Here is a 13,145-nt window from a genome sequence, read left to right as displayed (position 1 = left end):
GAGCACGGGAATGGCTATTGAAAAAAGGAAGGGCGGCAAGTGGTGACACACCTGCCGCCCCGTGGGACACCCTCCCGAGATTGATCATCTCAAGTTTGCGCCCCGGTTGGAGTTCGCACCTCCTACCGGGGCAACTGCGTTATTGGTTCAGCATGAACCGAATCACCACAGCCACAATGACGCCGCCAATCACTTGGACAGCGACGTCCCGGAGGAAGTGTCGCATGGAGTACCCTCCTTTCAGGAGAGTGCCCCACAGCGGTTTTCTATCCTTTCCCTATTCCCTTGTCAAAGAACGACTATCAGAACACCGAGGCGCATTTCTGCTTACTTTTTGCATGTAGAGGACAGAAGTTATCATTACTGAGCAGAGCCCAAAGATGCAAAGAAGCCCCAACCGTTAAACAGGCGGTTGGGGCTTTCGCATGGAGGGAAGGATGGGACTAGGCTCCAGTCATTTGGGCAAAGGCAAAGGGCATGAGCACGATACCGCCGTAGGTGGTGCCGACGAACTTCTGGCGGAAGCTGGACAGGTCGGGCACGACGCGTCCGGCACGCATCTTTTCTCCGAAGGCCAGCGTGCCGGATCGCTGCCCGTTCACTTCGGGGGCGATGAGGAACATGGTTTCCCCGGCGGTCATGCTGTGCAGCTCGGGGACGGTCACGATGTCAATGCGGGTGAAGTACCGCTTCAACATATCCAGCACGGACACGTTGAAATCGGTAGCCGCGCCGAGGCGAACGGCCAGTTCGGGGGAGAGGCAGAGCTTGAGGGGCGTGTCCTTGTCAATGAGGCCGCTGGACTGCTCGGAAAGCTGCGCGAACAGGGCGAGGACGTCATTGTAGATCTGCACCGTGGTCTTGTCGGCCCATTTCGTGGAGCCGCCCGTGCCCGTGGCCCCTGCGGTGATCGCAGCAGGGAGGTTCGGATCGTTGAGGATACCGTAGATTTCCTTCCCGGCGACGCCGAGCAGGTAGAAACGGTTCTGGTCGATGTCGATGACGTTGGCCGCCGCGCGCTGCTTGGAGGCAGCGAGGTTGACTTTCGCCGTGCTCGACATGTCCACTTCAAAGTCGCCGTAGGTGATGGACGTCTGGAAGACGTACTGCACGCGGGTCTGCCATTCGGAGTTCACGCCCGAAGTCGTGCCGTTGGCATAGTCGGAATACGGCTCGGTCTTTCCGGTCATTTCGTCGACGCGCCACTTCATGTACGGGGTCGTCCAGTCGCCCTTCTTCTCTTCGCCGAAGATTTCGCGGGCGCGCCGGGGCGCGGTCAGGATTTCGATGACCATCGGGTCGATATACGCCAGAAGCTCGGCGGGGACGGTCGTGTTCGGAGTAGTGATGAGCGCGGCGTCCTGCGCAATGCGGGCGCGGTTCTCCGGGGTTGCCCACATGCGGGCGCCCGGGAAGATAAAGCCGTAGCGCTTGGCCTGTTCAAAAGTCGGATTCATGTAGTACCTCCTACGCTCCGGCGGCGGCTGCGCCGAGGTTGGTGCGGGCCTGTTCCGCAGTGGTTGCGCCAGTTCCGCCGTTGGCCACGCCGAGCGCTCCGGTGGCGTTGCTGAAATCTTTCTGCATCAGGTTCGAGGTGTCGCCGCCGGATCCCGACGCTGCGGCCTGTCCCCAATTGCTGATGATGATCGGTTCCCCGATTTCACCTGGCGTCTTGACGACCCACCCCGTATCGAGGTGCGTCCCGTCGGGGGTCCCGGTGCTGATTGAACCGTCAGCGGTGGAGGCAAGGACGGCCTGCCCCACCGTGGCCTTGGTCGTTGAAACGGCCCAATAGTCGCCCTTCACAGCCGCGGTGAGGTTCGAGCCTGCCGGGACAGTCAGGGTGCCGTCAGAAAGCAGTTCATAGTTCACGTAGTTGATGACGCGCTCCACGAAGCCGAGCACGGCTGTGGCGGTGCCCGCGACGTTGGTGGCCCGCGTGTTGTCGATCACGCCGGAATCCACGACAGGGAAGACGAAGCGCCCCACAGGGAGGGCCACCGCCGCCAGAGGGTTGAGCGGGGTGTAGATGCTCTGGTCGGGCGTCGCTTTATCGCCCGCAACGCCGGGAGCGACGGAAAGATTGACTTGGGACTGCAAAGGCATGGTGTGCCTCCTATTCTGCAATGGTGATATTGGAAAGACCGGCGAAGCTGCCGGACATGCGCCCGACGGGGGCCGCGTCACGTGCAACGGAAGGTGTCGCCTTCTGCTTGCGGAGGATATCGATCATACCGGGCCATGCCTGCCGGGGATACTTGCGGGGATTCTCCCCAAGCTGCTCCAGCGCGTAGCCGTAGACGTCGGACGCGGAGTCGAAGGACAACGGGTCAAGTTCGCCCACCAGCCCGCGCACGTCGCGCACGGCACGGGTAAGGTTCCGCATATGCTCCTGCGCTTCGGCGACTGCGGATGCCTTGATGCGGGCGGCGTCCATTGCGGTGAGAGGACGCGGACCACGGCGGCGGAATGCCCTGTCCTGAGCGGCTCCCTTGTCGTCCGGGGCTTCATCTCCGGTCGCGGGGGAATAGGCGAGATCGGCGAGGGAGTCGGTCAGCTTCTTTTTCTGCTCCGGTGTGAGGTCGGGGACGGAATCGAGGATGCGCTTAATGGCCGCGTCCTTGTCCTCGTCCTTGCCGAGTTCGCGGCGTTCGTCCTCGGATTCGTGTTCCCGGTCAAGCTTGCTCCGTTCCTCGGGGTTCCGGATCCGCTCCTCACCGTACTTGACGCCCTCGGCAAAGGCTTTGCTCTCCTGCGGGTTCTCGGCGTCGAGGCCGCAGGCATCCATAGCCTTTTTCATACCCTCGGACTCATGCTCACGGTCGAGCTTCCTGCGTTCGTCCGGATTGAGCTCCAGTTCCTCGCCGTACTTCACGCCTTTGGCAAAGGCGCGGGACTCGGCGGGGTCTTCCGCATCAAGCCCGCAGGCGTCCATAGCTTTCTTGATTTCTTCGTCCATCGCTTCCTTTTTCTCCGGCTTCTCATCACCCGTGGCCTTGGAGTAGGCCAGATCGGAGAGGGAGTCCGTCAGTTTTTTGACGTCCTCGGGGTCGAGTTTGGCGGACAGTTCACCGATGAGCTTACGGATTTCCTCCGCCTTGTCCTCGTCTTCGGTGATATCCACGATTTCGCCAGTCACGGGGTCGACCTTGTGCAGGTCGATGATGGCCTGCGCAAGCTCCACTTCCTGCTTTTCGATGTCCGGGTTGTCGTCTTGCGCGCCCCGGAACCATTTCTTAAACGTGCCCATAAGCGTTCCTTTTTTCGTTGAAGTTGGATGAGAATCCGCCACCACCACGTCCGGACCGGCCCGCCCTTCTTCGACCAGCGCGACGTGGTTGCCTCGGATGTTCCGCATGATGAAATCGTAGGGGGTGCCCTCGTAGCTGCCCGGCGTGAAATCCGGGTCGTAGCGGTAGGCGCAGGAGAGTTCCCGGAAGGAACCGTCTTCGATGGCGTCGATGGCGGCCCGATCCCACACGGTCAGCGGCGCATCCACATACGGCGGGTTCCAGACCGCGCCCGTGCCCACCGCGCCCACGCGGGTGAGCTTCTGCGGCTCTTCCGCACTGTCGATGTGGTGCTCAATGTGCAGCGGCAGCCCGGCCCATGTCTCAAGCGATGCTTGAAGTTCTTCCGGGTCACGAAGCCCGTAATAGACAGCCTCGGGGTCAAGCCCGGCTTCCTGCCAGCCCGGAATCTCCCGCCCGTAATAGGGGTTCACCGTCGCTTTCGTGATGTGCGACGCCCCGACGTGCAGGAACCCGTTCTCGTCGGTTTCCCGCTGTGAGGGAGCCGCGTCGAAGGTGACGCCTTTACTTTGATACATAGACTAGTCTCCAAATTCAGGAATAACGGCCCGGTACGTGCATTGGCACCCCGGAAGCTCACCGCAAAGCACTTTGCGCTTCACGTCAGAGTCGTAAAGACCTTCCGTGATGACGAACTTTTTCCCATTCATGAGCTGGTGGGTATGGCGGCTCGTTTTCTTTCCCGGCACATGTACCCAGATGCCTTCGGTGATGCCGAGTTCCTTGTCCTGTACCCGCTTAAGGGCCTCGGTCGCCTTATTGGACTGGTCGCGGGCAATGAATTCTGCCCGGCGCCGGGTGATCTCGTACCGCTTGTGCAGTTCGTCGGCGAGGAACTCCACGTCCCGGCCCATGCTGGCGGAACGCTGTACTAGCCCCGTCACTTCCGTGAAATAGTGCTGCGGAATGGATTTGATGAGATTGACATTTTCCTCGAAGAGGGCCCGCGCCACGTCGCTCATGGCCCTGCTTCCCTCCATCCTCACCGTGAAGCCCGCATCTTTGAGGGCCTGCCTCATGCTGGCTTCCGTGCGCCGCCTCGTACTGCCCACGAACTCCCGTGCAAAACTCTCCGCGCTTTCCCTCCACCGCTTCGTCCAGTACCGGAACAGGCGCTTGAGGCGGTTTTGCAGGTCACTCGCCGGGGATGCATCTTGTGCTATCCGAGTTTCCTGCTGCCGATACTCAGCGCGTATCCACCACACGACGGAACGCTGCATTTCGTCGAGGAGGGACACCAGCCGTTTGCGGTATTTCGCCCGGATGCCCGCGTTGGGCTTGATGGCTCGAAGGGTTTTAGCCACGCGGGATCTCCACCGGCTTTACTTGCTCCATGAGATGGAGTATCCTGTCTTTAAAGAGGCTTACGGCTCCCATGTCGGGACGACTAAGAATAGGCCCGGCCTGCGTAGAAGCGTGTCTTGTACAAACCTTGCCGCTGTCACCCGTGGGCCTCTTTTTTTGTCCCGCTCCGGGAAGATCAAATCCAGTCAATAACCATGTTTTTTTCCTACCGTTCTCCTCAAGAGAGAGCACGGCCTCATAGCCGTCTTTGCGGATATGTACAGTCTGCTTTCCCGGAACGAACCTATCTATTTCCCCGTTGGCGACAGCTTCCAGCACATGGGCAACAGCCGCGTGTCCATGTCGGTCAGCAATATGGACAAGACCTTTCCTTGCATCTCCCTTGACAATAGTGACGTCGTTTGTGCCCCCATAGCGTTCAAGATCCTTTCGGAGATGCGGTATCGTTGATTCCGGACGCCCATTGGCTATTTCCCGCAGAGCATCTTCCATACGATCCCTGCGTTCGTGCTGCTTTTGTTCGGAATTCCATGACTTCTGCCCCACGTTCCCCTTCTTGATCTCTCCGGTTTCAGTGTCGATCTGATACCGTTTGCCGTTCTCGGCGGTACGCCAGACATCCTCGTCCCACGCGGCGTCGTAGACGGCCCCGGCCTTGTCCACATCGTCGATGTCGGGCATCAAGCCCTCTTCCCCGGCTTCCGGCAGGGCATCAGGCATTCCATTGCCCTGCGGCACTTCCGCCGGGTCGATGTCGGAGAAGCCGCTGTCCGGGTCACTGGCAAGGGATTGCCGGGCTTCTTCCTGAGAGATGATGTCCCGATCCATGTAGACGGCGATGGTGTCGGCCTTGGTCTTCTGGAGCGTCGCAAGGGCCGCCCTATCCTCTTCGCCGAGGGGCGCGAAGTCAAAAGTCACGGAAGGGTCGATGGTTCCGCGCAGGTAGAGCTGGATACAGTCGAGCGCCTTCTTGATGCCGTCGCGCAGGACTTTCTCCTGCTGGCTCGTAATATGGTCGTAGTAGTTGCGGATGTCCGATTCGCCCGTGGCATTGAACCCTGACGGGCTGATGCCAAGCAGCTTGACCGCCGGAGTGCGGTTCAGGGCGGCGAGGATTTCAAGGGACTGGCGCACGATGTCGGTCACGCCTGAAAGCGGGGTTTCCAGCTTGACCACGTCTTCCGATTCTTTGTCGACGGCAAGCACGCCGTCATTGGTCATGGTCTGAATCATGTACCGGATGCGGGTATCGATCTGAGCGGTGCCCCCGGCTGAGTACAGGATGTCTTCCATCTTCGTCTTGAAGACGGTCAGCGAAAACTTGGTCAGTAGCCGGGCTTCGGCGGCGCGGCATTCCTGAAAATGCAGGACGTAATCCCAGAGGATCTGCGCCTGCGGGATGCCCAAAAAATTGTAGGCGGGCCGCAGCAGCACCGGGCATTCGTTCGCAACCAATCGGATGAGGCGCGAGGCGTGCACCCGCTGCCCGAGCACCCACCACCAGCGCGGGCGGAAGTAGTCCGGCTCAAGCGGCGAAAGGCTGTTGTAGTCTCCGGGGAAGACGTTCACGGGGTCGATGACGACGAAGCGCAGCACGCCGCCGGGCCTGAGTTCGGCGGAATACGGGCTGACGTTCAGCGGGCGTTCCAGCTCTTCCCCGACTGCTCCGGTGTCGATGAAAAGGAAGGCCCCGCCCTCGTACCCCACAAGCTCGGTCGCCTCATGGAAAAGGCGTTGCAGTGCGAACCTCTTGCACGCCTGCGCAAGGTCGGTGAGCAATGATTCGTCGCCGCCCTCCCCTTCGCGCTTGAACTCAATCCACGCTCGAGTCATATCGTCCGATACCGTCTCGACACAGGCACGGATCAATCCGTTCTGGGCAAGATTCTGGAGGACGCCGTACCCCATGAATTGAGGGGCAATCCCGAATCCGAGCTCAAGCGAGTGTTGAAGCAGGGAATAGACGCCGGAATCCGCAAGCCGCGCATCCATCGCAAGCTGCACCTCTTCGGGCGCGCCGAGCGTCTTCGCTGGGCCGTACAGCCTGCTGATGTCGTCGGGCGTAGGCGGCAAAGGCTGAGCAAGGCCGCCGCGCACGTCCGGGGAGAGATTCAGACGGCGCGACGGTTGCACTTGAGGTATGGAGGTGGCGTGTCGATAAGTGCGCTTCTTGCTCATGTGCCCATAATGCTACGAGCCAAAAAGAAAACACACCGTGAACAAGGTTCGGGGGGCTTGGCTGTGGGACACCTTTCATATTGTATCAATATAGATTAATCTATATACATGGATACCTTTAGGGAGGTATCCGCATGTACAAAAGCATCATGGTGTTTCTGCTGGCCGCGCTGGTTATGACGTCCGAGGCGCAGGCCGCGGGCAACGAATGGAACGATTCGTTCAGCAAGGCCAAGAAGACGCTGGAACGGCAGGTCTATTATGACCATCGGATCACGCTCTACTGCGGGGCGGCGTTCGACGAGAAGAAGAACGTCACCCTGCCGGAGGGTTTTACTGCCGCGAAGCACGAGAAGCGGGCCGGGAAGGTGGAATGGGAACACGTGGTCCCCGCCGAGAACTTCGGGCAGGCGTTCGCGGAGTGGCGCGAGGGCGACGCGCAGTGCGTGGACAACAGGGGAAAGGCGTTCAAAGGCCGCAAGTGCGCCGAGAAGGTCAGCCGGGAATACAGGCTCATGCAGGCTGACCTGTACAATCTGTATCCGGCCATCGGCGCGGTGAATGCCCTACGCCAGAACTACAACTTTCAGATGTTGCCGGGCGAGGAGCCGGACTTCGGAAGCTGCGGGATGAAGATCGCCGACCGCAGGGCCGAGCCGCCTATCAGAGCGAGGGGACAGATTGCCCGGACCTACAAGTATATGGCCGACGCCTATGCCCCGCGCTACCGCATGAGCCGCCAGCAGACGCAGCTCATGGACGCATGGGACAAGATGTATCCGGTTGATGCGTGGGAATGCACGCGGGCCAGACGTATTGAAAGACTACAAGGTAACGAGAACCCTTTTGTGAAGGAAAGATGTCAAGAAGCAGGACTCTAACTCTTTACATTCATTTATATTCTCCTTCCCATACGTGGATGATTGAGGATGGCGGGGTTGATGCACATGGGCCGCTTGGTATCGAAATCACGCAGCGCCTGTGTTGTGGCGTCCACTTGGTCGTCGTGGGGCGCACCGGGGAACTGTGTCAGTTCCGCGACGTACTCCCGCGCCCACGGGCAATGCTCAGGGTGCGGGAGCAGGACGTTCCCGGCCTCGAAGAACGTGGTCACGGCATGGGCCCGGGCCGTCTTGCTGCCGTCCGGCTCCACGGGGATGATACCAGGCACAGCATGTTTCAGCGCGTCGATAACCGCCGGGCCGTTGGCCTTATCCTCCACCAGCTTACGGGCTGCGCCGGGCCATTTAGCGGCGAGCGCCCGGAACGCGGCGACCGTATCCGTAAATCCCATGCGCCGCCGGACCTGATCGAGGAGGTAGCGGTCGGCCCCCTTGCGGCCCCACACCTGCCCCACAACAAAGTCGGTATCGTCGCCGTCCTTGAACGTCATATCCCACGAGATAAGGAGCTGGTCGAACTGCTCTGGCAGATCTTTGGGGAGCCAGAAGCGCAACCACTCGGATTTGAAAATGGCGCCGCCGTCGGGCGTAGGCCGCTGCTGGTACAGGGCCTCCCAGTCGCGTGTGCCGAGGGCTTTCTTAATGGCAAGGAGCTGGCTCAGCGGGTAACGTTCCGGGTGCAGGGCTTCCCCGGCCTTACGATGTGGCTCGTCCGCCGTGGCGATGGCGGGGAAGTCCACCACACGCCAGTGGTCGCCCTCCCCCCGTGCGGCGGCCTCAAGCAGCCGCCCGGAAAGGTCGGCCATGTGCCAGCGCGTATTGATAATGAGAACCCCCCCGCCGGGCGCGAGGCGCGTGTACAGCGTGGACGTGTACCAGTCCCAGACGTTCTGGCGGATGGTCGGGGAATCGGCGGATGCCCGGTCTTTGAATGGGTCGTCGACGATGACGATATGCCCGCCCATGCCCGTGATGCCGCCGCCCACGCCAGCGGAACGGTAGCATCCAGCGTGCCCCACTACCTCGAATATATCTGAATTGCGGAGGTAGGAACCGTTCCCCACGGTGCGGATGTTCTTGCCGTACAGCGCCGTGCCGGGAAAGAGTTCCCGGTATTCCGGACTGTCGATGACACGCTGGACGTCGCGGTTCATGCGCGAGGACAGGTCGGCGGCGTAGCTCGTTGAAATGACGGATAGATCAGGATAACGGCCCAAGGCGTAAGCCGGGAAACGTCGGGAGGCGAGCTCGCTTTTCCCGTGGCGGGGCGGCATGGTCAGCATGAGGCGCGGGGAACGCCCGGCTACGACATCGGCAAGGAAGGCGTCTAGCTCGGAACAGATTTCCTCATGCACCCATCCCATGCGGTAGCCGGGCATGGTGTAGCGCACGAAGGCCGCGAGACAGCTCCGGGCCAACGCCTTCCGGATATCGGAAAGGATGGCTGGGCTACTCATGATCCGGCGTTTTGAAGGCTTCCTTTGTCAGGCGAAGCAACTCGTCCGGAGAGAGATGCGAGAGATCCACCGGACGCTGAGACAGCGAACCGTCGGATGAAGTATGATCCAACGCAGCTTTGTCCACGATGCCCCACGCCTTGCGCTCTCCCTCCTGCCGGATCTTGATCGTCTCGGCGGTGATCTTGGCGAGCTTGGCCTTGTCGAAGCTGCCTTCGGACAACGCCTCATCCATAATGGACTGATGCCGATCCCACTCCCGCTGGTGGCGGGTGATGACAGCGGCCTTGGCTTCGGCGGCGCGGTCCAAGGCTTCGGCCTTTTTTTGAGGGTTGCAGCCTGCAACCACGCCCGCAACCTTGGCCTCTGCCATGCGGTTCACGGTGCCGGAAATATCCTGCACCCAGCCTTCGGCCCGGATGCGCTTTTGGATGGCCGTCCGGCTCACACCGTACCGCTTGGACAGATCGGACTGGCTCGCCCCTACTTCGTACTCGGCCCGGATGGATTCCCAATCAAATCGTGCCGCCATCGTCGCACCCCCCGTTTGGCCTGCGTTCTTCCTGTTCTCTCAAAAAACTTTCATGCCCTCGTTTCTCCTCTTCCTCGGGCCTCGTACTGTGCGCCAAATCATACTCCCAAGGGGCCCTTTTCCGCTTCAATTGCGGACACCCGTGACCGGTCTGATAGGACACCGGTGGCCGGTCCACTCTTCCAGTACTCTTTCCAGAACCAGCAACCAAAACCGAGGAGCGTCCGGTTGCCACGGAGACGAACACTCCGGAGGATACGAGCGCAGCAATGGCCCTGCGCACTGTTCGCGCAGACACGCCACACTCCTGCGCGACGGTTTCCTGCCGCACGCGGATTTTTCCGGTCCGCTTGTCCATGTGTATGGCGAGCACCATACCTACAAGCTTTTCCGTTGGAGGAAGTTCTGCCTGAAGAAGCTGACGCTGGAGCGCATAGGTGTCCATTCATGCACAGGGCATTCTCAAAACATCCGGCCCACAATGGCACCGATGCAACCGCCAACTCCCGAGAGGGCGGTTATGATGGCGATGGCCGTTGCCCTGCTGCCCTGCCGCTCCCCGCGTTCCCGCGCGCACGTCTCGGCCATAACCGAGATATGATCCTCAAGATCCCGAATGCGTTTTCCATGATCGCGGAGTTGCGTGAGTATCGCGTCGTCAAGCCGCTGGTTGAGCGCTTCGAGCAATGCCTCAATGCGGGAAAGCCGGGATTCATGGTCCAGTGTATGCTCCATCAGCTTCCAGCCTCAACGCCCTTGATCCACAGGAGCAGGTTCCCGGCCTCGCCTGCGGGCAGGTGCACCCACTCGCCGGGCTCGGTGAACGTCTCGCCCCGGTAGGTGTAGGACCACTCACCCGTCACGACGGCCCCCGGCGTCAGCGGAGCCAGGCTTGTCGCGGCGGTCGGTTCCGCCACTGTGCTGCACCCACTCGCCGCCAGCGTCATCACGAACAGCAGCGCGATCAGCCTCGCGGCGTTCGCCGTACCGTTGACGCAGCCACAGCTTAAGGATCCCGGCGAGCGATGAAAGGAACTCAAGGACGGCCCGCACATCACTTCCCCGTCACGGCCTTGACTTCGGCCTTCACGGTTTCGGACTTGCCGTCCGCCACCGCGCCCTTGTTCTGCCCGAAGTGTGCGGCAAGGGCATGGGCCCAGCGGTAGAAGACGGCATAAAGCCCGTTCTTTTCCTTGGGGACGGGCATCCATGCGGTGGCCACGGCGCACAGGCCGCACACGGTCATGACCACGCTCAGGGCGGTCACGAGCCACGCCGCATCGGGATACTGCGCGGAAAGGCTCATCAAGGTCGAAAGGATGAAATCAATCACGGTCGCTTCCATCAGTACTTGCCTCCATGCTGGTAAAAGGCCACGTCGCGCGGCTTGTCGGGGTCGTTGTCCACATGGATCCACGTCGGAGCCAGCTCGACGCGCCGGAACCCGGCCTCAAGCAGGGCTTGCAGCATGGCGAAACGGGAATGGGAATCCACGCAGCGGATATCCACGGCGTAGCCGCGAGTGTGCGCGGAGGTGGGCACGCCGCCGACCGCCTTGTTGTGCTTCGGGCAGCGGTAGGCGGAAGAAAGGGGGAACGGGATACCCGCCAGATCACGGGCCTCATCGAGCATCTGGAGCAGATCGGCGTCCATCTTCTCCATGCCCGCGCCGCACCCGCACTTGCAGCGGAACTCGACCGGGGAGAAGTGACGCAAGGGAAGAACAGCCATAAAAAATATCCTCCTGCGTCCACTCTCGCACAAGAGAATAGGGGGAGGACACCGTGAACAAGATTCTACAACAGCCGATATTGCTGCTGTGGTTCCGGGTTCCCGCAAAGCTGCTTTTTGAGCCGACGGACGTACCTGGTGGTCACGCCAAGGGCTTCGGCGATGGCGTCCGGCTTCTCCCCTGCTTCCAGACGGGACAGGATACGTCCTTTGAACGGTTCACCACGGCGCAGGTTGGGCACGACGATCTGCATCCCCCAAAATTCTGTACAGAGTGCCGCCATACGCTGCCGACCAAGCAACTCCAGAAGAAAACCTGTGGGCTTCCGGGGGATAAAGTATGAACGTCCACCGCACTGTGCGCAGAGGATGACCGCCCCCACGTCACCGATGGCCTCTGACAGTTCGAACTGGCTCACCCACACGTCACTCATGAGCACCAACCTTGTGTTCCCCAAGCCATAGCCGCAGTGCGGTCACAGCTACATCGAGGGCTTCGTCGCGGATACGCTCCGGAGTTTCATGCTCAACGGCGTATACAAGCTCACGGTACTCCTCCCCGATAACGCCGAGCGCATGGTATTTGCCCTCCGCGAAAACAGGGTGCTTCCCGCGTGCTTCCGACAGCCGCTGCATGAGTGCCGCAAGAGCCTGTTCACCAAGTATCGTGATGTCGATGTTATGCACTGGTAGCCTCCTTGTGGGCGTCAAGCTCGTCGGTATAGGCACAGACGCCGTACCCGTGATGAGTTGCCCTGTCGCAGTCGTGGACGGGGTAGGCGTAGCGGATCATGAGGAGGCGGCTAACTCCGGTGTAGGCTGTGATGGCCTTCCAGCCGAGCAGCAATTTCCGTTCATTCATTGCGCTTCCTCCTGTGTGTACACGGCTACCTCCCAATGCGGGACTGCTGCGTAGCATTTCGAGCAACGCAGGGACACCACCTGCCTGTCGTCGCCCCAGAACCCGGTGCGCGACATGGCGTCTTTGAGCTGCTTTGCCATGTTGTCTAAGTCCGGTTTCTTCGTGTGGGCGATTTCGCCGCGCAACATAGCCTCTCGTTGTTTTTTCGGGGTCGATGCGGGAATCGGCATCCCCGCGACAAATTCGAGCACGAGAGGTCCTTCTAGAGGCTTTTTCGGGGCGCGCGCAGAAAGGAGATCGTCAAGCACGGCTTCCGCGCTCTTCTGCCCGGCGGACTTGTAGGCCACGCTGTGCCCGCAGCGGACGGCGTGGCGGACTCGGGCCTGTGCCGTGGGCGTGCAGGACAAGGTGAAGCGTAAGACCGTCATGACGCCGCCTCCCTGTTGTCCGAGGTTCTCGGCTGTTTTAAAATGCGCCACACCTGCCGTTCGGAAAGCCCGTGCAGCGTGGCGAGCCTGGCGACAAGCGCTCTTTCACTCAGCCCCTTGCGAGCCAACTCGTCCCGCTCGGCGTTGATGTCCATGTCCCGTGCGCGGATCTTCGCCCGGCGCAAAGTGGGGATATAGATTCTCGTACCGCCATAGGTGTGCAGAAAGTCGGAAAGGGCATCCTGCCCCAAGAAGGTGCACAATTCCCGAGCTAGCCGCGTCTTCCGGCTTTTGGCGGGAATAATAAGAGTTATACCCGCGAAGCGTTCAATCATGTGCCGGACAAAGGGCTTTCCGAAACGGTCGGACATGTCTTGCAGTGTTTCCGGCAACGATTCTTCCCTGTACGTGCTCATCACACACTCCTTTTCGTCAAACA

The 13,145-nt window shown here is 60.7% G+C and carries 18 protein-coding genes; 1 reads left to right on the top strand and 17 read right to left on the bottom strand.

The features are described from left to right. Positions 1 to 443: 443 nt before the first annotated feature. Genes T370_RS0107065 through T370_RS0107045 form a run of 5 tightly spaced genes read right to left on the bottom strand, consistent with a single transcriptional unit; the run spans position 444 to position 6,794 of the window. Positions 444 to 1,457 carry a major capsid family protein gene (locus tag T370_RS0107065; protein WP_029435266.1) on the bottom strand — a complete coding sequence of 338 codons (1,014 nt, stop codon included), beginning with the start codon at positions 1,455 to 1,457 and terminating at the stop codon, positions 444 to 446. Positions 1,458 to 1,467: 10 nt separating this feature from the next. After that, positions 1,468 to 2,106 (bottom strand): structural cement protein Gp24, encoded by a 639-nt coding sequence (locus T370_RS0107060; protein ID WP_051643782.1) that lies wholly within the window; start codon positions 2,104 to 2,106, stop codon positions 1,468 to 1,470. 10 nt (positions 2,107 to 2,116) lie between these two features. Beyond that, positions 2,117 to 3,829 (bottom strand): DUF2213 domain-containing protein, encoded by a 1,713-nt coding sequence (locus T370_RS23550; protein WP_051643781.1) that lies wholly within the window; start codon positions 3,827 to 3,829, stop codon positions 2,117 to 2,119. A gap of 3 nt (positions 3,830 to 3,832) precedes the next feature. Further along, positions 3,833 to 4,615, bottom strand: coding sequence for a phage head morphogenesis protein (locus T370_RS0107050; RefSeq protein WP_051643780.1), 783 nt, complete (start codon positions 4,613 to 4,615; stop codon positions 3,833 to 3,835). After that, positions 4,608 to 6,794: a DUF1073 domain-containing protein gene (locus T370_RS0107045; protein ID WP_081847506.1), complete on the bottom strand. Its 2,187-nt coding sequence runs from the start codon at positions 6,792 to 6,794 to the stop codon at positions 4,608 to 4,610. Before T370_RS0107045 ends, T370_RS0107050 begins: the two co-directional genes overlap by 8 nt. Positions 6,795 to 6,928: 134 nt before the next feature. On the opposite strand from T370_RS0107045, the gene T370_RS0107040 reads away from it, so the two are divergent. Next, positions 6,929 to 7,675, top strand: coding sequence for an endonuclease (locus T370_RS0107040; RefSeq protein ID WP_029435261.1), 747 nt, complete (start codon positions 6,929 to 6,931; stop codon positions 7,673 to 7,675). Positions 7,676 to 7,689: 14 nt separating this feature from the next. Here T370_RS0107040 and terL read toward each other — a convergent pair whose 3' ends face one another. The 12 genes from terL to T370_RS23545 all read right to left on the bottom strand — a co-directional run bounded on the left by terL (position 7,690) and on the right by T370_RS23545 (position 13,122). Further along, positions 7,690 to 9,153 carry a phage terminase large subunit gene (terL, locus tag T370_RS0107035; protein WP_081847505.1) on the bottom strand — a complete coding sequence of 488 codons (1,464 nt, stop codon included), beginning with the start codon at positions 9,151 to 9,153 and terminating at the stop codon, positions 7,690 to 7,692. After that, positions 9,146 to 9,685: a hypothetical protein gene (locus T370_RS0107030; protein WP_211250496.1), complete on the bottom strand. Its 540-nt coding sequence runs from the start codon at positions 9,683 to 9,685 to the stop codon at positions 9,146 to 9,148. The genes terL and T370_RS0107030 overlap by 8 nt, the downstream gene beginning before the upstream one ends. Beyond that, positions 9,669 to 10,130, bottom strand: a complete 462-nt coding sequence (locus T370_RS26280; protein WP_029435258.1) for a helix-turn-helix domain-containing protein — start codon at positions 10,128 to 10,130, stop codon at positions 9,669 to 9,671. The genes T370_RS0107030 and T370_RS26280 overlap by 17 nt, the downstream gene beginning before the upstream one ends. 17 nt (positions 10,131 to 10,147) lie before the next feature. Further along, on the bottom strand, positions 10,148 to 10,420 hold the full coding sequence (locus tag T370_RS22755; protein ID WP_034505981.1) for a hypothetical protein: 273 nt from the start codon (positions 10,418 to 10,420) through the stop codon (positions 10,148 to 10,150). Continuing rightward, positions 10,420 to 10,725, bottom strand: a complete 306-nt coding sequence (locus T370_RS0107015; RefSeq protein WP_248604234.1) for a hypothetical protein — start codon at positions 10,723 to 10,725, stop codon at positions 10,420 to 10,422. Before T370_RS0107015 ends, T370_RS22755 begins: the two co-directional genes overlap by 1 nt. 14 nt (positions 10,726 to 10,739) lie before the next feature. Further along, positions 10,740 to 11,018 (bottom strand): RNA-binding protein, encoded by a 279-nt coding sequence (locus T370_RS0107010; protein WP_248604233.1) that lies wholly within the window; start codon positions 11,016 to 11,018, stop codon positions 10,740 to 10,742. Positions 11,019 to 11,029: 11 nt separating this feature from the next. Next, the gene (locus T370_RS0107005; protein ID WP_029435255.1) at positions 11,030 to 11,416 is read right to left on the bottom strand and encodes a D-Ala-D-Ala carboxypeptidase family metallohydrolase; all 387 of its coding nucleotides are present in this window, start codon (positions 11,414 to 11,416) and stop codon (positions 11,030 to 11,032) included. Positions 11,417 to 11,481: 65 nt separating this feature from the next. Next, positions 11,482 to 11,850, bottom strand: coding sequence for a helix-turn-helix domain-containing protein (locus T370_RS0107000; RefSeq protein ID WP_029435254.1), 369 nt, complete (start codon positions 11,848 to 11,850; stop codon positions 11,482 to 11,484). After that, positions 11,843 to 12,103 carry a hypothetical protein gene (locus tag T370_RS0106995; protein ID WP_051643779.1) on the bottom strand — a complete coding sequence of 87 codons (261 nt, stop codon included), beginning with the start codon at positions 12,101 to 12,103 and terminating at the stop codon, positions 11,843 to 11,845. The genes T370_RS0107000 and T370_RS0106995 overlap by 8 nt, the downstream gene beginning before the upstream one ends. Continuing rightward, complete coding sequence (locus T370_RS0106990) at positions 12,096 to 12,278, bottom strand: hypothetical protein (protein ID WP_029435252.1); 183 nt, start codon at positions 12,276 to 12,278, stop codon at positions 12,096 to 12,098. Before T370_RS0106990 ends, T370_RS0106995 begins: the two co-directional genes overlap by 8 nt. Then, positions 12,275 to 12,706, bottom strand: coding sequence for a RusA family crossover junction endodeoxyribonuclease (locus T370_RS22750; RefSeq protein ID WP_051643778.1), 432 nt, complete (start codon positions 12,704 to 12,706; stop codon positions 12,275 to 12,277). The genes T370_RS0106990 and T370_RS22750 overlap by 4 nt, the downstream gene beginning before the upstream one ends. Continuing rightward, positions 12,703 to 13,122, bottom strand: a complete 420-nt coding sequence (locus tag T370_RS23545) for a Mor transcription activator family protein (protein WP_051643777.1) — start codon at positions 13,120 to 13,122, stop codon at positions 12,703 to 12,705. The genes T370_RS22750 and T370_RS23545 overlap by 4 nt, the downstream gene beginning before the upstream one ends. Between the last annotated feature and the right edge of the window lie 23 nt (positions 13,123 to 13,145).

It is taken from the genome of Bilophila wadsworthia ATCC 49260 (assembly GCF_000701705.1).
Taxonomy (GTDB): Bacteria; Desulfobacterota; Desulfovibrionia; order Desulfovibrionales; family Desulfovibrionaceae; genus Bilophila; species Bilophila wadsworthia.
This window is presented reverse-complemented; position numbering and strand designations above follow the sequence as displayed.